This window comes from Chryseobacterium formosum, assembly GCF_026460885.1.
In the GTDB taxonomy this organism is placed as follows: domain Bacteria; phylum Bacteroidota; class Bacteroidia; order Flavobacteriales; family Weeksellaceae; genus Chryseobacterium; species Chryseobacterium formosus.
Genome location: NZ_JAOVZW010000001.1, coordinates 374,294 through 393,163, shown reverse-complemented (window position 1 = coordinate 393,163; position 18,870 = coordinate 374,294). Strand labels below are relative to the sequence as shown.

General features: G+C 32.6%; 23 protein-coding genes. 7 read left to right on the top strand and 16 right to left on the bottom strand.

The window, feature by feature from the left end:
* Positions 1 to 8: 8 nt before the first annotated feature.
* The 3 genes from OF897_RS01885 to OF897_RS01875 form a co-directional block, all read right to left on the bottom strand.
* Positions 9 to 482: a macro domain-containing protein gene (locus OF897_RS01885; protein WP_267263992.1), complete on the bottom strand. Its 474-nt coding sequence runs from the start codon at positions 480 to 482 to the stop codon at positions 9 to 11.
* Positions 483 to 494: 12 nt separating this feature from the next.
* Positions 495 to 1,037 carry an NADAR family protein gene (locus OF897_RS01880; protein ID WP_267263991.1) on the bottom strand — a complete coding sequence of 181 codons (543 nt, stop codon included), beginning with the start codon at positions 1,035 to 1,037 and terminating at the stop codon, positions 495 to 497.
* A gap of 215 nt (positions 1,038 to 1,252) precedes the next feature.
* Entirely contained in the window at positions 1,253 to 1,948 is a 696-nt protein-coding gene (locus OF897_RS01875) for an NUDIX hydrolase (RefSeq protein ID WP_267263990.1), read from the bottom strand.
* A gap of 123 nt (positions 1,949 to 2,071) precedes the next feature.
* Here OF897_RS01875 and OF897_RS01870 point away from each other — a divergent pair, with 123 nt between their 5' ends.
* Both OF897_RS01870 and OF897_RS01865 read left to right on the top strand, forming a co-directional pair.
* Positions 2,072 to 2,710, top strand: coding sequence for a DUF1579 domain-containing protein (locus OF897_RS01870; RefSeq protein ID WP_267263989.1), 639 nt, complete (start codon positions 2,072 to 2,074; stop codon positions 2,708 to 2,710).
* A gap of 55 nt (positions 2,711 to 2,765) precedes the next feature.
* A complete protein-coding gene (locus OF897_RS01865) occupies positions 2,766 to 3,533 on the top strand; it encodes a hypothetical protein (protein ID WP_267263988.1) in 768 nt (255 codons plus the stop codon).
* Between the two features lie 52 nt (positions 3,534 to 3,585).
* Here OF897_RS01865 and lepA read toward each other — a convergent pair whose 3' ends face one another.
* From lepA to OF897_RS01840, 5 genes are all read right to left on the bottom strand, one after another.
* Entirely contained in the window at positions 3,586 to 5,382 is a 1,797-nt protein-coding gene (gene lepA / locus OF897_RS01860; protein ID WP_267263987.1) for a translation elongation factor 4, read from the bottom strand.
* A 124-nt stretch (positions 5,383 to 5,506) separates the two neighbouring features.
* On the bottom strand, positions 5,507 to 6,538 hold the full coding sequence (locus tag OF897_RS01855; protein WP_267263986.1) for a hypothetical protein: 1,032 nt from the start codon (positions 6,536 to 6,538) through the stop codon (positions 5,507 to 5,509).
* A gap of 193 nt (positions 6,539 to 6,731) precedes the next feature.
* Positions 6,732 to 7,241 (bottom strand): hypothetical protein, encoded by a 510-nt coding sequence (locus OF897_RS01850; protein ID WP_267263985.1) that lies wholly within the window; start codon positions 7,239 to 7,241, stop codon positions 6,732 to 6,734.
* 7 nt (positions 7,242 to 7,248) lie between these two features.
* Positions 7,249 to 7,968 (bottom strand): hypothetical protein, encoded by a 720-nt coding sequence (locus tag OF897_RS01845; protein ID WP_267263984.1) that lies wholly within the window; start codon positions 7,966 to 7,968, stop codon positions 7,249 to 7,251.
* An 18-nt stretch (positions 7,969 to 7,986) separates the two neighbouring features.
* A complete protein-coding gene (locus OF897_RS01840) occupies positions 7,987 to 8,538 on the bottom strand; it encodes an RNA polymerase sigma factor (protein WP_267263983.1) in 552 nt (183 codons plus the stop codon).
* A gap of 151 nt (positions 8,539 to 8,689) precedes the next feature.
* Between OF897_RS01840 and OF897_RS01835 the strand changes: the two genes are divergently transcribed.
* The 5 genes from OF897_RS01835 to porW all read left to right on the top strand — a co-directional run bounded on the left by OF897_RS01835 (position 8,690) and on the right by porW (position 14,073).
* Positions 8,690 to 9,442, top strand: a complete 753-nt coding sequence (locus OF897_RS01835; protein WP_267263982.1) for a Rossmann-like and DUF2520 domain-containing protein — start codon at positions 8,690 to 8,692, stop codon at positions 9,440 to 9,442.
* A 28-nt stretch (positions 9,443 to 9,470) separates the two neighbouring features.
* Positions 9,471 to 10,226: an SIMPL domain-containing protein gene (locus OF897_RS01830; protein WP_267263981.1), complete on the top strand. Its 756-nt coding sequence runs from the start codon at positions 9,471 to 9,473 to the stop codon at positions 10,224 to 10,226.
* A 95-nt stretch (positions 10,227 to 10,321) separates the two neighbouring features.
* A complete protein-coding gene (locus OF897_RS01825) occupies positions 10,322 to 10,840 on the top strand; it encodes a KdsC family phosphatase (protein ID WP_267263980.1) in 519 nt (172 codons plus the stop codon).
* A 9-nt stretch (positions 10,841 to 10,849) separates the two neighbouring features.
* Positions 10,850 to 11,404, top strand: coding sequence for a Maf family protein (locus tag OF897_RS01820; protein WP_267264214.1), 555 nt, complete (start codon positions 10,850 to 10,852; stop codon positions 11,402 to 11,404).
* Between the two features lie 86 nt (positions 11,405 to 11,490).
* The gene (gene porW / locus OF897_RS01815; protein WP_267263979.1) at positions 11,491 to 14,073 is read left to right on the top strand and encodes a type IX secretion system periplasmic lipoprotein PorW/SprE; all 2,583 of its coding nucleotides are present in this window, start codon (positions 11,491 to 11,493) and stop codon (positions 14,071 to 14,073) included.
* Between the two features lie 13 nt (positions 14,074 to 14,086).
* On the opposite strand, the gene tsaB is transcribed toward porW, so the two are convergent.
* The 8 genes from tsaB to OF897_RS01780 form a co-directional block, all read right to left on the bottom strand.
* Entirely contained in the window at positions 14,087 to 14,770 is a 684-nt protein-coding gene (tsaB, locus tag OF897_RS01810; RefSeq protein ID WP_267263978.1) for a tRNA (adenosine(37)-N6)-threonylcarbamoyltransferase complex dimerization subunit type 1 TsaB, read from the bottom strand.
* Between the two features lie 110 nt (positions 14,771 to 14,880).
* On the bottom strand, positions 14,881 to 15,378 hold the full coding sequence (gene rhuM / locus OF897_RS21740) for a RhuM family protein (RefSeq protein WP_323809005.1): 498 nt from the start codon (positions 15,376 to 15,378) through the stop codon (positions 14,881 to 14,883).
* Positions 15,330 to 15,842, bottom strand: a complete 513-nt coding sequence (locus tag OF897_RS21735; RefSeq protein WP_323808999.1) for a virulence RhuM family protein — start codon at positions 15,840 to 15,842, stop codon at positions 15,330 to 15,332. Before OF897_RS21735 ends, rhuM begins: the two co-directional genes overlap by 49 nt.
* A gap of 22 nt (positions 15,843 to 15,864) precedes the next feature.
* On the bottom strand, positions 15,865 to 16,296 hold the full coding sequence (locus OF897_RS01800; RefSeq protein WP_267263977.1) for a nuclear transport factor 2 family protein: 432 nt from the start codon (positions 16,294 to 16,296) through the stop codon (positions 15,865 to 15,867).
* 12 nt (positions 16,297 to 16,308) lie between these two features.
* Positions 16,309 to 17,061: an SDR family NAD(P)-dependent oxidoreductase gene (locus OF897_RS01795; protein WP_267263976.1), complete on the bottom strand. Its 753-nt coding sequence runs from the start codon at positions 17,059 to 17,061 to the stop codon at positions 16,309 to 16,311.
* Between the two features lie 82 nt (positions 17,062 to 17,143).
* Positions 17,144 to 17,515: a YraN family protein gene (locus OF897_RS01790; RefSeq protein ID WP_267263975.1), complete on the bottom strand. Its 372-nt coding sequence runs from the start codon at positions 17,513 to 17,515 to the stop codon at positions 17,144 to 17,146.
* 54 nt (positions 17,516 to 17,569) lie between these two features.
* Entirely contained in the window at positions 17,570 to 17,920 is a 351-nt protein-coding gene (locus OF897_RS01785) for a DoxX family protein (RefSeq protein ID WP_267263974.1), read from the bottom strand.
* Position 17,921: 1 nt separating this feature from the next.
* Positions 17,922 to 18,848: a S66 peptidase family protein gene (locus OF897_RS01780; protein WP_267263973.1), complete on the bottom strand. Its 927-nt coding sequence runs from the start codon at positions 18,846 to 18,848 to the stop codon at positions 17,922 to 17,924.
* Positions 18,849 to 18,870: the final 22 nt, after the last annotated feature.

Genomic DNA, 18,870 nt, shown 5'->3' with positions numbered 1-18,870 from the left:
TTAAAATTTTAATTAAAATCATAAACATATACTTCTACATCATCCTTTAATAATGTCTTTGTAATGATTGATTCTATTTCTTCCCATTTCCCGCCTGCCAAACCGCAGCCAATTCTCGGCATGTGAATGCTTGCATTGATTTTTAAAGCTTCAATCGAAACTTTTTCCAAACATTTTTCTACAGCTTCATATCTTATCGGCGGAATTCCTTTTGAATTTGAAATTATTTTATGTTGTCCAATCATATTACAAACCCAAGTATCATCTTCAACCTTAACTATTTGAATTTCTCCAAGATTAAAATTTTCTCCACTTTGAAACCATTCTCTATATTCACTTTCCGGTTTCTTCCATCTTTTGGAAATTGCCATTACAAACCCTTTTCCCCAACCTCCAATATCATTACAAATATGAACAATGATTTTATTTCCTTCTGCTTGTGGATTTGTTGCATCTCCTTTTAAATAATTTATTGCTTTCATAATTATTGTTCTTTATTTTCTTAATTCATCCCTCACTTCCATCAAAGCAAACCCCAAAAGATTTTCGCCTTTCCACAGTGACGGATTTTGAATATTAGGATCAGTTTCCATCATTCCAATACCCCAGATTGTATCGTAAGGACTGGCTTCTACTAATATTTTATTATTTGTTGAAAGCAAAAACTCTTTAAATTTTTCGTTTTGTGAAAATTTTAAAAAGTTTCCTTTTCTTACAATTTCATATTTATTTTCTTCCCAGATTTGAGGATCAAAATTTTTGACTTTTCGTCCTAAATTTTTTGCCTGATTGGGAGTATTTGAGTTTAAAATCTCTATTAAGGTTTCGTCATCGTTAAACAGTCTGGCTTTTCCAACCATCATGTAATGTTCTGCCGTTTGATAAATTGTTCCGTCTTCTTCAAATTCACCCGGAAACCATTGACTAAAACATGATTTGGTAACGTGATCTTTAGCAGTATGTCCCCAAAAGAAAAGAAAATCTAAATTTTTGTTTTGCTGAAATTTTATAATTGTATTTTGTAATGTGTATTTCATGATTGCGTTATTATTACACAAATTTAAAACAACAAAACATTTTAACAAAATTATTTTGCGTTAATTTTACGCTAAATAATTTAATTGATTGATAATCAATAATAAAAATATTTTGAAGATTATTTTTTGTGCTGAAAGATTGCCACGAATGAACGAATAATTTTGATTTAAAATGATTTTAAAGCTAAAAATTCGTGCATTCGTGGCAGAAAACTTTATTTGATTTCGAAATAAAAACCTTCCTCTTCCAATTGCTTATATTTTTCCTGATTGAATGTAAACAATTTCCCCGGTCTTCCGCTTCCTTCTTTTTTATACTGAGAAGTTTCGTTAAGAAGTTCGTAGCTCATGATTTTTTTCCTGAAATTACGCCTGTCGATTTCCTTTCCGATAATGGTTTTATAGAGATTCTCCAATTCAGAAAATACAAATTCATCATTCAAAAGATTAAAACCAATCGGCTGATATTGAATTTTTGTACGAAGTCTTTTTAACGCAATATCAATAATGGTTTGGTGATCAAAAGCCAATTTCGGAAGTTCATTCACACTGAACCATTGTGCATCATCCGCATCAGAATCGGCAAACAATTCATGATAAGAAGGATTGACCAAGCCTAAATAAGCCACGGAAACCACACGATTCCTCGGATCACGACCTACATTCCCAAAAGTGTAGAGTTGCTCCAAAAAATCTGGTTTTATGCCCGCTTCTTCATGCAATTCTCTTTTTACAGCATCATCAAGATTTTCATCATCTAAAACCAAACCTCCCGGAAGCGCCCACCCTCCTTTGAAAGGTTCAATATTTCTTTTTATCAAAAGAATCTGCAGATCTTTTTTATCAAAATATCCGAAAATAACGGCGTCGACAGCGACTTTGATATCTTGTAGCTTTTTTGGAGAATCCATAATTTAATTTGCGTTATGAGTACACAAAATTAGCAATTACAAACCTTAATTTCAAGATTAAAATAATTTTTTTTCGAATCTTATTTTTTGTTAAATTTATAATCAACTTAAAACTAATCTATTATGAAAAATTTATTTTTCGCAGCTTGTACTGCACTATTTTTTGTTGCTTGCGACAAAGTGAAAATGGATGTAAAAACAGGTTCAGACGCAACCGAATCTAAAGAAAATGAAGAATGGAAACCAGTAGATTCTGCAACAGCTACCAAAGCCTGGATGGAATATGCAACACCAGGAGATATGCAAAAAATGCTGGCAAAATCTGACGGAGTATGGATCGGAGAAAATACGATGTGGATGGAAGACGGCGGAAAACCCATGACAAGCAAGTCAACAACAACCAATAAAATGATTTTTGACGGACGCTACCAAACCAGCGAACACAAAGGAGATTTTATGGGAATGCCTTTTGAAGGAATGAGCATTACAGGGTATGACAATTCTAAAAAGAAGTTCGTCAGCACATGGATTGACAATATGGGAACGGGAACAATGAATATGGAAGGTGAATGGAATGCTTCCAAAAAATCAATCGAATTTAAAGGAAAAATGACCGACCCATCAAGACCCGGAAAAGACTGCGACGTGAGGGAAGTCTGTACTTTTGTGGATGACACCCATCAGACTTTGGAAATGTTTGGTCCTGATCCTAAAACAGGCAAAGAATTTAAGACCATGGAAATTAAATATACTAAAAAATAAATACGGAAACCGTTTCAGTTGAAACGGTTTTTTTGTACATTCAAAATTCTTAGAAATGATTTGGGTGAAAAGATATTTTTTGATTTTAACAGTTTTATTAATTGGTTGCAAAGAGGAAAAAACTTTTGCGGATGATATTGTTTTGAGCTTTCCACAGGATGAGAAACTGACCTTTCAAGAATTTAATGAAGCAACTGAAGAGTACGAAAAATCAATCATGTATGTTGGAAAAGATACATCAATAATTAATGTGAAATATTTTCGAATTCCGCCTTTGCCTTTAGCTTCAAACTACAAATTAGACAGTTCTTATATTCAGAAACAAAAGTTAATTTCTTTCTGTTTTAATGGTGCATTCGATCGAATGAAATACTCAAATAAGCCTATCCTGTTTGATTCACTTTCTGAAAATAACATAGAAATTTCAATTAAAATTAAAGATACAATTCCCCATTATGCTTATAATAATCAGACTAAAGAACTGAAAAAATATAAAGCATTTCCAACATTTATAAAAAATATTTCTGGCAAAAAATTAATTTTACCTGAATTTAAAAACTTTCCGATAGCGTTCTTAAATAAGCAAAATAGATGGCAAATTATTAGAAATGATAATTTTTTGATTTTTGATAATGGCAACTGGAAACATCGATATTGGGAATTCAACCCTAATGAAATTATGGTTTTTTCTGTTAATTTTTTAGATGGAAAAGAAAAAGGAAAATTTAAAGTACTGATAGGAAATACTTCGTCTGAGGAATTTGAGATGAATTACGATAAAAAAATTATTGATTATCAAAGAGATACTTATTTTGTAAAATAAAAAAAATCCGCAGAAAATTTCTGCGGATTTTTATTAGAATGCATCAATGATGCTAATCATTCAGTTTCAAAACAGCCATAAATGCTGATTGTGGCACTTCTACTCTACCAATCTGCTTCATTTTCTTTTTACCTTCTTTCTGTTTCTCAAGAAGCTTTCTCTTTCTTGAAATATCACCACCGTAACATTTCGCAGTAACATCTTTTCTTAAAGCTTTAATGGTTTCTCTTGCAATAACTTTCGCTCCCAAAGCCGCCTGAACTGCAATATCAAACTGCTGTCTTGGAATCAGTTCACGAAGTTTTTCGCACATTCTTTTACCAATGTAAAATGCATTAGAATCATGAATCAATGAAGATAATGCATCTACCATATCTCCATTAATCAAGATATCCATTTTCACCAATTTAGAAGCACGCATTCCGATTGGCGAATAATCGAATGAAGCATATCCTTTAGAAATAGATTTCAAACGATCATAAAAATCAAAAACAACTTCAGCCAATGGCATATTGAACGTTAATTCTACTCTATCTGCTGTCAAATAACTTTGATTAACAATTTCACCTCTTTTCTCAATACAAAGCGTCATTACAGCACCTACGAAATCAGATTTAGTAATAATTGAAGCTTTAATATAAGGCTCTTCTACTCTATCTAAAAGATTGGGGTCAATCATTTCAGAAGGGTTGTTGATAAGAATCGCCGTTTCAGGATCTTTTTTAGAATATCCATGGTACGAAACGTTGGGAACCGTTGTGATAACGTTCATATTAAATTCTCTCTCCAAACGTTCCTGCACGATTTCCATGTGAAGCATTCCTAAGAATCCGCAACGGAAACCAAAACCAAGAGCTGCAGAACTTTCCGGTTCGAAAACCAAAGAAGCATCATTTAATCTTAATTTTTCCAGTGAGAATCTTAATTCTTCGAAATCTTCAGATTCGATAGGATAAATTCCGGCAAAAACCATTGGTTTTACTTCCTCAAATCCGTCAATTGCAGCTGCTGCAGGATTTACAAAAGAAGTAATCGTATCTCCTACTTTTACTTCACGGGCATCTTTAATTCCAGAAATAAGGTAACCTACGTCACCACATTCAATCGTTTTCTTTGGAACCTGTTTCAATTTCAAAGTTCCAACCTCATCAGCACCATATTCTTTTCCTGTAGCGAAAAATTTGATTTTTTCGTTTTTGGAAATACTTCCGTTTACGATTTTAAAATACGCTTCAATTCCTCGGAAAGGATTATAAACTGAATCAAAAATCAAAGCCTGAAGCGGTGCTTTTGGATCTCCAACTGGTGGCGGAACTCTTTTTACAATTTCCTCCAATAATTCGTGAACTCCTTCTCCTGTTTTACCAGAAACACGAAGAACATCTTCATATTTACAACCCAAAAGCCCCATAATTTCGTCGGTAACTTCTTCGGGATTTGCAGACGGAAGGTCAATTTTATTTAGAATCGGAATAATTTCCAGATCATTTTCCAAAGCCAGATACAGATTCGAAATCGTTTGTGCCTGAATACTTTGTGCTGCATCAACAATTAAAAGTGCCCCTTCACAAGCGGCAATAGAACGGGAAACTTCGTAAGAAAAATCTACGTGTCCCGGTGTATCGATCAGGTTTAAAATATATTTTTCTCCATCAAGTTCATAATCCATCTGGATTGCGTGAGATTTTATCGTGATCCCACGTTCTTTTTCCAAATCCATATCATCAAGCGTCTGAGATTGTAATTCTCTCTGAGTCACTGTGTTTGTGTACTCCAAAAGACGGTCTGCCAAAGTAGATTTACCGTGGTCAATATGGGCGATTATGCAAAAATTTCGTATGTTTTTCATTTAAGAACTATGTAATTTGCAAAGATAAAAAAATGCAGGAGAATTTCGTTTTTAATTTTTCTTAACGAATTCTGGAGAAATTCTGTACTTCAATAAAAAAGAGAGACAAATCGCCTCTCTATCTTTATTTAGATTTGCCAAAATCTTCAGGCAAAATATAATTTCCTGTCAAAGGATCAAGCGAGACATAAGTTCCTGGCATTCCTCTTCGTTTTTGAGCTGCTTTCGAATCAATAGCTGCAATTGCAACATTTGCAACTAAACTTCCTACCAAACCTCCAATTCCACCGCCTACCATTATAAACGGAGAATTAGATTCTGGAAACAGTTCTTCTTTTTTAACTTCAATGAAAAGTCCTTGATCATCTCTGAAAATTTCAACATAACCAACCGGAATTACTTTAAACGGAACACCATTATGAACAAATGCATAGAAGTTACTAATATACTTTTTATCTTCACCCTTTACTGCTCTTGTCACAACACCTTTTTTATTGGTTTCAATTGTAAAACCAGGTTCGGGGTTGTGCGTGAAAAAACTGTAAGAATCTTTATAAACTCCTTCTTTCAAAGAATCTGATTTTAAAACATCAAGCTTATCAATTAAAATGGAATTATAATTTGCAAGTTCACTTTCTGAAATACCAAATTCCCAAGTTCTTTTATTGTACGAATCTTTCAACAAATCTGCCAATGACAATGTGATCTTTTTCGATAAGCTTTGAGCTAAATATGGCGTGTTCCTTGACGATACTGTTGCAACAGTATCTATTTTGTTTACAAAATAATAGCCGTCATTTTTTTTGATGAACGTACTCGCTTTTAATTCAAGCTTTCCGATAGAATATTTTTCTTTAATGTCTTCAGAAATATTTAAATTTTCTAATAAAAGAACCAACTCTTCACTTCCTTTTACTGTATTGTATTTGTAAAACCAGTTTGAAATATCTTTACTTGCATCGTTTTCAAAAACAATATTCACTTGTTCTTTGTGAAATAGTATACTCCCGATATCTTTGTTTGGTCGCTGATCGATTACTGTGAAAGTTTTAATTGTGTTTTTACTGTCTTTTATAGATTTCGATAAATCAATCACTTCGGTTTTCTGCCCGAAAAATAAGCTTGAAACTAATAGAAAGAAAATTATTTTATTCATACTGATCATTTTTACAAAATTCAATTTCACTTTAAACAAAACATTAGCCAAATTAAATTTACTTCACAAAAATAAGAATTAGCTTACTATTTTATTTGAAATAAATCATTTTTATAAATATTTAATGCTTTTTTAAATCAAACGACCCTTACAATAAATTGCAAGAGTCGTCCAACATTAAAAAAATAAACTATTATGGAGATTGCTTAGGTCTCGAATTGTTCTTTCCATCATGAGATTTCTTTTCGTTCATTTTATCACGCATCATCGCCTCAGAATTGAAAAGCTTCAAGACTTTCTGACAAGGTATTACAGTCTGCATCTTTTCTGCATATTTTTTTCTATTGTCGAATAATTTTTGTCCCATATCAAAACTCTGTTGAAGCTTTACTTTTGCTTCTTCTTCGGTCAATTTTTCAGGATCAAAATTAGAATCGAACTGACTTTTTATTTTTTTCTGGTTATCAAGATATTCGTTGTACATCGCCGTAAATTCTGCTTTATCCTGCGGTGCAACATCCAACATATCAACCACCATATTATTTCTAAACTGGGTAAGAAGTGCTTTTCTTTCATCCGGAGAAAGATTGTTTATTACCTCCTTTCTTTTCTCACGACTCATATTCTTCCAGTCATAATCTTTAATCTGAGCATTAAGCCCAAACCCAGAAATTATAAAAAGTGTAAATAATATTTTTTTCATCTTTCTTTTAATTATACAAGTCTAAATAAACATCCTGACTTGAGTTATTGGCTAACTCTGCAATTTCAGAACTGGTAAGAGACTCTATGTATTCATTCATATGAATTTCGTTCGCTGGCTTTACCGTTTTTTTAGTCTGACTTACAGAATTATTATTAACTGCCTGAGAAACCATAGGCTTTATATTAGCTTGACTTTCAATTCTTTGATCATTATTTTCAACAGAAGTTAAATCTGATGCTAAAGTTTCATAAGCTACCTGACTTTCTTTTTTGGGCGCAGTTCTGTTATCAGCAATATTATTTGCTGAATCTGAATTTATTGCAGAATCTGAATTTAAATTATAAATAAAAGCTGACCCAAAAATAAGAGCTAAAGATGCCGCTGCAGAATATCCCCAATTCAATTTGAAAATCGATGCTTTTTTCTCAACTTTTATCTCGCTCAAAACTTTCCCCTGAATTTTTTCAAACAAATTCTCAGGAATTTTATAAATGTTTTTACGTTCTAATTCTTCTAGATTAAATTCTCTCACTTCGCTCAATACCCTATCCTGAACTGTTTGAAATAAGTTTTCAGGGATTTTGTATATATTTTTGCGTTCTAAGTTCTCCAGATCGAAATCTTTCACTCCACTCAACACTCTTTCCTGAATATTTTCGAAAATATTCTCAGGAACTTTAAAAATGTTTTTGCGTTCTAAATTATCTAGATCAAAATTTTTCATACTTTGTTTTCTCAAAAATTATCTCTCGTAATTTTCTTTGATATATTCTTCTATTTTCTGTTTGGCATAATGATAATTTGTTTTTAAAGTCCCTACAGACATATCTACAATTCGAGATATTTCTTCGTAAGGCAAATCGTCATAATACCGCATCATAAATACTAGTTTCTGCTTTTCGGGCAGACTTTGTATAGCTTTTTGCAGTAAAACCTGTATTTCTTCTGCATCTCCTTCTGTATTATCGGCAACCAGATTCTGCATATAATACTCAGGATCTTCATCGGTCTTCTGCATTCTTTTTAGCTTATTGATCTGCTGCAACGCTTCATTGGTCGCAATTCTGTAAAGCCAGGTATACAGCTGACTATCATTTTTGAATTGATGAAAATTCTGATACGCTTTTATAAATGTTTCCTGCAAAGTATCCTGCGCAAGGTCTGCATCTACAATAATACGTCTAATGTGCCAATATAATCTACTCTGATAAGCATCCATTAACACTCGAAGTCCTTTTTCAAGGGTTCGAGGATCTTGCATCAGCGCAATAATTTCTGCGTCTTTAATCTTCATAAGATGCTTTCATTGTTTTGGATTACAAAAATATCTAAAAGTTAAATTACTTATTCAATTTTTGTGCTATAATTTAGATTCTTATCATTAAAAATCAAAAACATCCTTTATCCAGCTTCCATCACCCAATCAAAATATTTATCTTTGTTAGATGCAAACAATCATTATCGGTTCCGGAAATGTAGCTTATCATTTGGCAAAAGCTTTCGTTCAAAATGGGATTCCTTTAAATCAAATATTTGGCAGAAACGAAACTGAACTTCAGAAAATTTCTTCTGAATTAAATATTCCTTACTCAACAGAAAAATTGGAAGATGCAGATTTATATATCATTTGTGTAAGTGATAATTCTGTGGAAAATGTTTCTAAAATTATATCTAAAAAAGATTGTTTGGTTGCTCATACTTCAGGTTCTCTTCCAAAAGAAATATTGATAGGAGAGTACAGAAAATCAAGCTTTTATCCGTTACAAACTTTTTCAAAATCAAAAGAATTAGATTATAAAAAAATTCCTTTCTTTATTGAAACTGAAAATTCTGAAGATCAGAAAATTTTAACTGACTTAGCTTCTAAGATTTCAGAAAATGTGATGGAAGGCAGTTATGAAAAGAGAAAATATATTCATTTGACCGCAGTTTTTGCCTGCAACTTTGTGAATCACCTTTTTTCAAGAGCTAAAGAAATTTCAGATGCACAGGAAATTCCATTTGATTATTTTTTACCTCTGATTGATGAAACCGTTCAGAAAATTCATGAGATTGAACCAAAATCAGCCCAAACCGGACCAGCTGTAAGAAACGACAAAAGAGTTTTAGAATTACACGAAGAATTATTACAGGATGAAAGTCTTGAAATTTATAAAACCATGAACCATTCTATCAAAAAAATGTATCAATTGCCATAAAGTTTTAACTTTGAGGAAAACCAAAAAAATGAATACAAACATCATTCGTTCCCTCATCATCGGAGCAGCCATCGTTACCACAGCTTTCGTATTAGGTTCAAGTTTTAAAAACAGAAACTTAAAACAGGACACAATATCCGTTACAGGTCTTGGTTCAAAAGATTTTATTTCAGACGAAATAAGTTGGGGTGGAAGTTTCGACGCCAGTGCAATGGATGCAAAAGAAGCTTATAATTTGATTTCGCAAGATAAAGAAAAAGTAAAGGCATTTTTCTACAGCAAAGGTTTCAAAGCGGGTGAATTTGCTTTTGATGGAGTTAATTTTTCTAGATCTTATCGTACCGTTACAACAAAAGAAGCAGATGGATCAGAAAAGTCTGAAGAAATCTTTGATGGTTATAAAGCTAGTCAAAGTGTATTTTTCAAAGCGAAGAAAAATCCGGCTTTGATGAAGAAAATTGAAAGTGTGATTGATAAAACTGCTGAGCTTATCAACAGTGGAGTACAGTTTGAGCCATCTTCGGCACAATATACGTATTCTGACCTTTCATCTTTGAAGCATAGTTTGATAGAAGCGGGATCAAAAGATGCCAAACAAAGAGCTGAAAAAATTGTAAAAAGTGCAGACGGAGATTTAGGAAAATTAAAAGATGCTTCGATGGGAGTTTTCCAGATTACCGCAAAAGGTTCTACCGATGAAGACAGTTATGGAGGAAATTTTGATACTTCAAGCAAGGAAAAATCTGCGAGAATCACGGTAAGACTTACGTATAATCTTGATTAAAATAATTTATTAATAAAACAAAACAAGCGATTAATGAATGCGATTGATTTGAATCTTATCATTCATCAATTATCATTTATCAATCATTAATTAAAATGAGTTATAAAGAGAAATTAAAAGATATAAAAGCATTTGTATTTGATGTAGACGGAGTTTTCACTGATGGAAGCGTTTATTTAATGCCCGGTGGAAATATGAGCCGAGTGATGAATGTTTTGGATGGTTACGCCGTTGTAAAAGCTTTAAAAAATGATTATTTAATCGGAGTAATTACTGGTGGAAATGATGAAATGGTAAGACATCGTATCAGTTATCTCGGAATTCAGGATTATTACGCAAAATCTCATGATAAAATGGTGGATTATGAAGATTTTAAAGCAAAATATAATCTTAAAAATGAAGAAATTCTGACAATGGGAGATGATATTCCTGATTTTCACATGATGCAGAATTCAGCAATTGCAACTTGTCCGGAAAATGCCGTTCCCGAAATAAAAGTAATTGCGGATTATATTTCTCAAATCAAAGGGGGGAGTGGGGCAGTACGTGATGTGATTGAGCAGGTAATGAAAGTTCAGGGGAAATGGCATGATGATAATACGCAATCTGTTTAAAATTTAATGATGAAAATACTTTTAGCATCGCAATCTCCGAGAAGAAAAGAATTGCTTTCGAGTTTAGGTTTTGAATTTGAAGTAGTGAAAATCGACTGCGAAGAAATTTTACCCGCAAATATAAAAATAGGGGAAGCTGCAGCTTATTTGTCTGAATTAAAAGCGAATGCATTCCAAAATCTACAAGAAGGAGAAATTTTATTAACCGCAGATACCGTTGTTGCCAACGAAAATCAGTTTCTTGGAAAACCAAAAGATGAAATTGAAGCCAAAGAAATGCTTCAGTCATTATCCGGAAAAACGCATCAGGTTTATACAGGAATTACCATTAAAACTTTAGATAAAACCATTACAGAAACCGATGTTGCCGATGTAGAATTTGATGAAATTTCTGAAGAAGAAATCGATTTTTATATTAAAAATTACAAACCTTTCGACAAAGCAGGGAGCTACGGAATCCAGGAATGGCTCGGAATGTCGAAAATTAAAAAAATAAATGGAAGCTTCTATACGATTATGGGACTTCCAACACATTTGGTTTATAAAATTTTGAAGGAATTATAATAATTTTCAAAATAAAATTTTATTATTTTTACAAAATCATCAAACTGCTGATAATAAAAAGTAAATTAGCGAGTTATATTGAAATAATGAAAAAGAAAATAGTTTTCCTTTTAGCAGCGATTGTTGTTGTTTCCTGTAGCACGAGAGTGAAAAAACCGGAAGCAAGATCAAAGTTTTTAAAAGGATTTTCAACATATTACAACACACTTTTTAACGCTAAAGATGCATTGAACAGTGAGTTTACCGAAAGAGACAAAGCTCATAAAGATAATTTTTATGCGCCTTATATTCCTATTTTGACTTATGAAGAGCAACCTTTAGGAAGCGACTTAGGTCAGTCTTCAGCTTTTGCAGAAAATTCTATGAAAATGGCAGAAGTAAACAGACCTCAAAATGGAAAGAACGGTCCTGGAATGCCATCAAATGGCCCCGGAATGCCTGGAATTCCCGGTAATAATATGCCTCAAGATCCCAATAATCCTGAAGGAAATAAAGGAGCGACTACTTTAGAAATTGCCGAAGCAAAAGCTTTAAAAGCAATTAACAAATATTCTGTTATCAGAAAAGGAGAGGAGAAGAACAAAACGATTTTTGATGCGTATATTATTTTAGCGCAATCAAGAATTTATCAGGGAAAATCTGTGAAAGCTTTGGATGCCTTAAACTATGTTTTCACTCACATGAAAGAAGACAAAAGGCTTCCTTTAGCTCGTGTTTATGAAGGTTTAGCTTATTCTCAACTTAAAAACTACCATAAATCTGATGAAATTTTTGATAAACTTAAAAGTGAAAAAATCAGTAAAGATCACGAGAAACTTCTGAGTATTTATTATGCTGAATCTCTTTTGGATGCTGGTAAAAAAGAATCTGCTATAAAGGAATTAGACCGCGCTTTTGAATTAAATGGTAACCGAAAACTAAAAAGTAGAATTGCCTTTTTGAGAGGTCAGGTTTTACAGGAAACAGGGAAATCTGATTTGGCAAGAGAAAGCTTTGCAGCTGCCTACAAATATGCAAACGATTTCGAATTTGAAGTAAAATCTCAAATCGAAATTGCCAAAACGTTCAACGGAAAAGGAAATTATGAAGGAGCTAAAGATTATCTTGAAAAAATAAGTAAAAAAGGAACTTACGGATCTAGAAAAAATGAGTTTTACTATGCTTTAGGCTTGATGGCAAACAAAGCTGGAAAGAAAAAAGAAGCTCAGGAATTTTTCAAAAAATCTTTGCTTGAAAAGGTTTCAGATGCACAGGTAAGAGGTTTGGCTTATTATGAGATTGGTAAAGATTATTTAGACAGAAACGATTACATCGGAGCAGGAGCATATTACGATTCAGCATTGGTTGCGATGACGTATGAGCCTTCAAGAATATTGTTGCAGGATCAATCTAACTACATCAAAAAAATCTCTAAAAATTATTATTTAATCAAGAAAAACGACAGTATTCTTTCTTTGGCAAAAATGTCTGATGCTCAAAAAACTGATTATTTTGCAAAGTATATTGAGAAATTAAAAATAAAAGAAGAGAAAGAAGAACTTGAAAGAAGACGTGCAGAAAGAAACAAAGGTTTTGATACCGGAGATTACAATGCGAATTCTTTATTTGCTAATAGTGGAAATTCTTTTGAAGATTTCGGAGTTGCAACAAAAGGTTTCTATTTCGGTAATACAGGTACGGTGAGTAAGGGAACTTCATCATTTAAACAGCTTTGGGGAGATCGTGCTTTGGTTGATAACTGGCGTTATTCTAAAAAAATGGCGACGATAGAAGACATGAAGAACGAAGCTTTAGGAATAACTTCAGCACCGAATCCGAGACGTTTTGAACCTTCATATTACATTGAACAAATTCCTGCAGATTTAGGAAAATTATCTCAGTTGAAAAAAGACAGAGATACCGCTTCTTTAGGACTTGGAATTATGTATCAGAATTATTTTACCAATACATCTTTAGCAACAAAAACGCTCTATAATTTGGTAGATGTAAAACCTGAAGAAAAAGTGATGTTACAGGCTTTGTACGAAATTTTTGCAATGAATTATGAGAAAAATCCGCAGATTGCAGACAGAGCAAAACAGATTTTATTGACCGATTACCCTTATACATCTTATGCAGAATTTGTAAGAAATCCTAAAAATAACACATTTGTAAAGTCTTCAGAAGAAGTCGAAAACGAATATAAAATGGCTTATGCTCTTTATGAGTCTGAAAAATTTACAGAAAGTCAGGGAAGAATTGAACAGATTATTTTGAAGTATCCTAAAGATGCATTAATTCCGAAACTCAATTTATTGAATGCAATTAATGCCGGAAAAACAAGCGGAAAAGAAGTAATGATTTTGCAGCTTGAACAAATCGTTCTGAATTATGCTAAAACTCCTGAAGGAATTAAGGCTAAAGAAATGCTGAATTATTTGAAAAGCGACTTAGCATTCCAGCCAACAGATAATAAAGGAAATACGATGCCTAATAATCCTTTCAACGGACCAGGACAACCGAGTATGCCTCAAACTGATCAAAACAATATTGCTCCGGGTAGTAATAAAGTGAACAATAATAGTCAGATGATGAATAATACTCCGCAAAACAATAATATCCAAAAAAAGCAGTTAAATCAAATGCAAAAGCTGCAGTCTCCAGAAGAAGTGAAGGCGAGTGGTAAATAAATAAAAGCGAAGATTATTCTTCGCTTTTTTGTTTCTTTTTTACTCCATGAAAATCTTTCAGATAAAAAGGCTCGAAGTAAGCAATATCTTCAAAGTCTTCATTCTTTATTTTTTCCAAAGTTTTCTTTACTAAATATTGTGCAGAAGGGTAGATATCATTATTAAATTCTGCATTAGGAAGCTGTACAATTTCTTTTGTCTTGGAAGCGCCGTCACCAACAAAAAGCACTTTTTTGTCTTTAAATTCCTGAAAAGAGTTTTCATCTAAAACTTTTGCTTCAGTAGGATTAACTTCTTCCCCCGAAATTCCGTCGTAAACAGCAGTATAAACCTCCATTCTTCTTGCATCGACCAATGTAATGATAAGATCATAGTTTTGACCTAAAAATGGCTCAATCATGCTTTCCATAGAATTTACGGCAATCAAAGGAATTTTTAAGCCATAACAAAAACCTTTTGCTGAAGCAGCTCCAATTCTCAATCCCGTATAAGAACCGGGACCTTTGCCCAAGCAAACGGCATCAATATCTTTTATTGAAAGTTCTGCACCTTCCAAAGCCCACTCAACAAATGTGTGAAGACTTTCAGATTGTTTATAGTTTTCTGAAACTTCTTCCGCTACACAAAGCAGTTTTTCATCATCTGAAATGGCTACAGAACAGTTTTTTGAGGAAGTTTCAAGATATAATATTTTCATTTAATTAAATTTAAACCGGAAAATAGAGTTAGCCTTTTTTCTACCGCAAAAGTACCAAAAGAAATGATTGAATAAAAGTATTGTAAAAGTTTACAAAATGATTCTAAAGTTTAAGATTCAAGATTTTTTCCAAGTTTTTTAATTTCTTTATCAAAATCAGAAATTATTTTTTGAGTTTTGTTAAAAGTTTCATATTCAGAAACTGCTTTTTTATCAGCTACAATTTTTGCAATTTTTCCTTTTCCATCTAAGATTTTATACTCATTAAAATCTAAAAATCTGTTAACACTTTTTGCTAACGATTCCATTGTAAAGGTATTTTCTCTCTCAATTAAACCTTCAATATAATCAAAATAACCTGTAACAGTTCTTTCTAATTGTTGGATTTCTTTCTCAGATAAATAGTTTTTGGCAACAATCACATCAGATTTTAAAATTCTTCCGTCTGGTGAATGCTTCCAAGTCGTTAAACCCATATTTTCTTCTTTACTGTCAGCTTTCTGATAGATAATTTCTGCAGCAGTTTTACCCGTTATGGCAAAGTGAAATTTATTTTGAACTATTGCATAAAAATTCTTTGTGATGTCTGAATTCCTATCATAATCAATACTACATTCAGCAAAAATATCGGTGATTTGTTGGTAAACTCTCCTTTCACTTGCAATGCATTCTGACCTTGCTTTAATCTTTCATCATCCATCACGAAACCTTTGATGATAAATTCCTTCAAAGTTTGGGTCGCCCAAATTCTGAATTGCGTTGCTTTTGATGAATTTACACGATAACCAACTGAAATTATTGCGTCGAGATTGTAGTATTCAAGGTTTCTGGTAACATTTCTTTCTCCTTCAATTTGAACTGTTCGGAATTCCCGAACAGTTGCATCTCTCTTTAATTCTTCTGTGTTAAAAATATTGGTAAGGTGTTCACTTACGGTCGATTTAGCAACATCGAACAAAGTCGCCATTGCCTTTTGGGTAAGCCAAAGTGTTTCGTTTTGTAAAAAAACATCAACCCTAACTTTTTCATTAGGTGTGTTATAAATTAAAAATTTCTGAATCTCTTCGTTCATTGTGTCGATATTCTATGCTAATTTATTGGTTTATTTCCACACTTTGTCGGCTCCACAATTTCCATACAGATTTGTTTTTAATCCAAATTTCAAGTAATGCTAAATTCATTTCAAAACCTTGATTTTTATACAAACCTGAAACTTTTATTTTTCTTCTGATACTGAAAGTATTTTTAAAGTTTTTAATTTCTGAAATTTCAGCCTGCATGATTTCTTTGTAAACAACTTTTTTAGAAGAGAAATCCTTTTTAAAATCTTCCAAATTCTGAACCCAGCCATTTGAATGACCAAAAGAAACATCCTTTTCAAACAATTCTAAAATTTTAGAATCATTATTCTGCATTAAAGAATCTAATTTTCTGGTTTGAGAAAGCAATTGCTTTTCCTGTTTTGAATAATTCTGAGAATAACCAAAAACACAACAAAAAAGGAACAAAATAGGAAAGAATCTCATTTTCAAATCAAATTATCCTTTTCTGTAAATCGTTCTCGGTTCACTTTGAGCACTTGGATAAATCGTCATATCTGAAACTGTCACATGTTGTGGAGCGTTAATGCAATAAGCAATCGCATCGGCAATATCTTCAGCCTTCAAAGCTTCATAACCTGCATAAACTGTCGCTGCTCTTTCCTGATCTCCTTTAAATCTGATTAAAGAAAAATCTGTTTCCACCGCTCCTGGTTGAATATTCGTCACTCGAATTCCAAATTCTGTCAATTCAATTCTCATTCCTTCGGAGATTACATCAACTGCCTTTTTTGTAGCACAATACACAACTCCATTTGCGTAAGTTTGTCTTGCAGCAACCGAACTGATATTAATAATTTGACCTGAATTTCTTTCTTTCATCATTGGAATTAAAGTCTTAGAAACATATAAAAGACCTTTTACATTTCCATCGATCATAGAATCCCAATCATTTGTACTTCCTGCTGAAAGTGGCTCTAAACCGTGTGCATTTCCGGCATTGTTAATGAGAACATCTACGTTTTTCCATTCTTCAGGAAGAGATGAAATAGCTTTCTCAACTTCTTCTAAATTTCTTACATCAAATTTTAAACTAAAAACATCGGTTAGTGCAGATAATTCTATTTTTACAGCTTCCAAAACTTCAGTTCTTCTTCCACAGATGATGATTCTGTTTCCCTGTTTTGCCAAAAGTTCTGCTGTTGATTTTCCTATTCCGGAAGTGGCTCCCGTGATGAGTATTGTTTTCATAATTTTAACTTTTGCCATTAGCGTTTAGCTTCAGGCTTTCTATTTAATTAAAAGCAAATCGCTAATTGCCAAAAGCAAGAAGTTAATTTGCATCGAATGCTTCAAAAGCATTTGGAATATGTTCAATTTCTAAGTTTCCTTTTTTGTCGGGAAGAACGGATATAATATCAAACCTTACTTCCTGATTTTTATTAAACTCTTCCATAAAATGATTGGCGGCCAAAACAATTGCTTTTATCTTACCTTTTGTGACTGCTTCTTGAGGAAGAATGAAAAAATCAGTTGAGCGAGCTTTAACTTCCACCACAATAATCAAATTATCTTTTTCAGCAATAATATCAACTTCATTTTTCTTGAAACGAAAATTTCTCACAAGAATTTTATACTCATTTTTAAGTAAATATTCTGCCGCAAGATTTTCTGCTTCTTTTCCTAATTCGTTGTGATCTGCCATTATTGAGTGGGAGTGTTCTAGGGTTGGAATGTATGAGAGTTTTGTTTCTTCATTTTACTTTCTGAACTGATACGCCCACCAAATTAAAACAATCTGCAACGGAAGTCTTAAAACTGTCAACCAAAAATATTTGTGGTGAATCTGATAAAACTTTTTTGCCATCTCAATATTTGCCGGAAAAACAGCAATGAATAAAACTATGCAAAGATAAGCTCCTAATTTTTGAGTTTCCGGAAATAGAAGAAGAGTGCCACACAAAATTTCTACAATTCCGCTTATGTAAACCATCTGCAAATGCAGAGGAATGTAATCGGGCATTATTTTCATGAAAAACTGAGGTTTCACAAAATGTAAAATTCCAGCTAAAATCAGTAAAAACGAAAGTAAAAATTTTGAATAAAACATATTATTTAAAATTTACTGAAACTGTTTTGTCTATTTTTAATGAGACTTCACCACCAATAATTAACGGTTGATTATCTTTAATGTGACCATTCGGAAAACCAAAAACTGTGGGAAATTTATATTTTGAAATTCTATCTGAAATCAGTTTATAAGCAAATTCATCGAAGCTTTCTTCGTATTGTTTATTCTCTTTTTCATCGCCCATATTGGTCATTCCACCGATAATTAATCCAGAAATCTTCTTGAAAACTCCGGCAAGTTCCAAACTCATAATCATTCGATCCAGAGCATAGAAGTTTTCACCTATATCTTCGATGAATAAAATTTTATCTTTAAAATCACAGGAATATCTCGTTCCCAGAAGAGCATAAATCAAGGCTAAATTCCCTCCGACCAATTCTCCTTCAATATTTCCTTGCTTGTTAAATTGATTCGATTTTAAGCCGTATTTTGGCTTTTTACCTTTTAAAATATCAAAAAGTAAATCATAACTTTCTTCAGTTACCCCAAAACTTGAAGTTTTGATGGTCTGCCCGTGAATGGAAGCAAAACCTTTTTTCAACAAATAACTTTGAATAACTGTATTGTCAGAATATCCAATATACCATTTCGGGTTTTTTGTAAATTCTTTTAAATTTAAACTTTCAATTAAATGTTGACATCCATAACCACCTCTTGAAGCCCAGATTGCAGAAATTTCGGGATCATTTAAAGCCCAATTCATATCTTTCAATCTTTGTTCTTCGGTTCCTGCATAATTGTAGCCGTTGGAAAATTTGGTATAAAGATTATCGCCTAAAACAGGTTCATATCCTTTAGATTTAATCATTTCAATACCTTTTTCTAACTGAGTCGGCTCTACAGAACCTGCAGGAGAAATAATAGCTATTTTGTCGCCTTTTTTAAGTGGTTTCGGAAATATTTTCATTAATCAATTGTTGTTTTTATTT

Excerpts from the sequence above, each read along its gene's own strand:
- OF897_RS01855 (WP_267263986.1), bottom strand. The coding sequence starts at position 6,538 with ATGAATAAAATAATTTTCTTTCTATTAGTTTCAAGCTTATTTTTCGGG.
- OF897_RS01830 (WP_267263981.1), top strand. The coding sequence starts at position 9,471 with ATGAATACAAACATCATTCGTTCCCTCATCATCGGAGCAGCCATCGTT.
- OF897_RS01845 (WP_267263984.1), bottom strand. The coding sequence starts at position 7,968 with ATGAAAAATTTTGATCTAGATAATTTAGAACGCAAAAACATTTTTAAA.
- OF897_RS01820 (WP_267264214.1), top strand. The coding sequence starts at position 10,850 with ATGAAAATACTTTTAGCATCGCAATCTCCGAGAAGAAAAGAATTGCTT.
- lepA (WP_267263987.1), bottom strand. The coding sequence starts at position 5,382 with ATGAAAAACATACGAAATTTTTGCATAATCGCCCATATTGACCACGGT.
- porW (WP_267263979.1), top strand. The coding sequence starts at position 11,491 with ATGAAAAAGAAAATAGTTTTCCTTTTAGCAGCGATTGTTGTTGTTTCC.
- OF897_RS01790 (WP_267263975.1), bottom strand. The coding sequence starts at position 17,515 with ATGGCAGATCACAACGAATTAGGAAAAGAAGCAGAAAATCTTGCGGCA.
- OF897_RS01870 (WP_267263989.1), top strand. The coding sequence starts at position 2,072 with ATGAAAAATTTATTTTTCGCAGCTTGTACTGCACTATTTTTTGTTGCT.
- OF897_RS21735 (WP_323808999.1), bottom strand. The coding sequence starts at position 15,842 with ATGAACGAAGAGATTCAGAAATTTTTAATTTATAACACACCTAATGAA.
- OF897_RS01780 (WP_267263973.1), bottom strand. The coding sequence starts at position 18,848 with ATGAAAATATTTCCGAAACCACTTAAAAAAGGCGACAAAATAGCTATT.
- OF897_RS01800 (WP_267263977.1), bottom strand. The coding sequence starts at position 16,296 with ATGAGATTCTTTCCTATTTTGTTCCTTTTTTGTTGTGTTTTTGGTTAT.
- OF897_RS01795 (WP_267263976.1), bottom strand. The coding sequence starts at position 17,061 with ATGAAAACAATACTCATCACGGGAGCCACTTCCGGAATAGGAAAATCA.
- tsaB (WP_267263978.1), bottom strand. The coding sequence starts at position 14,770 with ATGAAAATATTATATCTTGAAACTTCCTCAAAAAACTGTTCTGTAGCC.
- OF897_RS01865 (WP_267263988.1), top strand. The coding sequence starts at position 2,766 with ATGATTTGGGTGAAAAGATATTTTTTGATTTTAACAGTTTTATTAATT.
- OF897_RS01835 (WP_267263982.1), top strand. The coding sequence starts at position 8,690 with ATGCAAACAATCATTATCGGTTCCGGAAATGTAGCTTATCATTTGGCA.
- OF897_RS01875 (WP_267263990.1), bottom strand. The coding sequence starts at position 1,948 with ATGGATTCTCCAAAAAAGCTACAAGATATCAAAGTCGCTGTCGACGCC.
- OF897_RS01880 (WP_267263991.1), bottom strand. The coding sequence starts at position 1,037 with ATGAAATACACATTACAAAATACAATTATAAAATTTCAGCAAAACAAA.
- OF897_RS01825 (WP_267263980.1), top strand. The coding sequence starts at position 10,322 with ATGAGTTATAAAGAGAAATTAAAAGATATAAAAGCATTTGTATTTGAT.
- OF897_RS01885 (WP_267263992.1), bottom strand. The coding sequence starts at position 482 with ATGAAAGCAATAAATTATTTAAAAGGAGATGCAACAAATCCACAAGCA.
- OF897_RS01840 (WP_267263983.1), bottom strand. The coding sequence starts at position 8,538 with ATGAAGATTAAAGACGCAGAAATTATTGCGCTGATGCAAGATCCTCGA.
- OF897_RS01785 (WP_267263974.1), bottom strand. The coding sequence starts at position 17,920 with ATGTTTTATTCAAAATTTTTACTTTCGTTTTTACTGATTTTAGCTGGA.
- OF897_RS01850 (WP_267263985.1), bottom strand. The coding sequence starts at position 7,241 with ATGAAAAAAATATTATTTACACTTTTTATAATTTCTGGGTTTGGGCTT.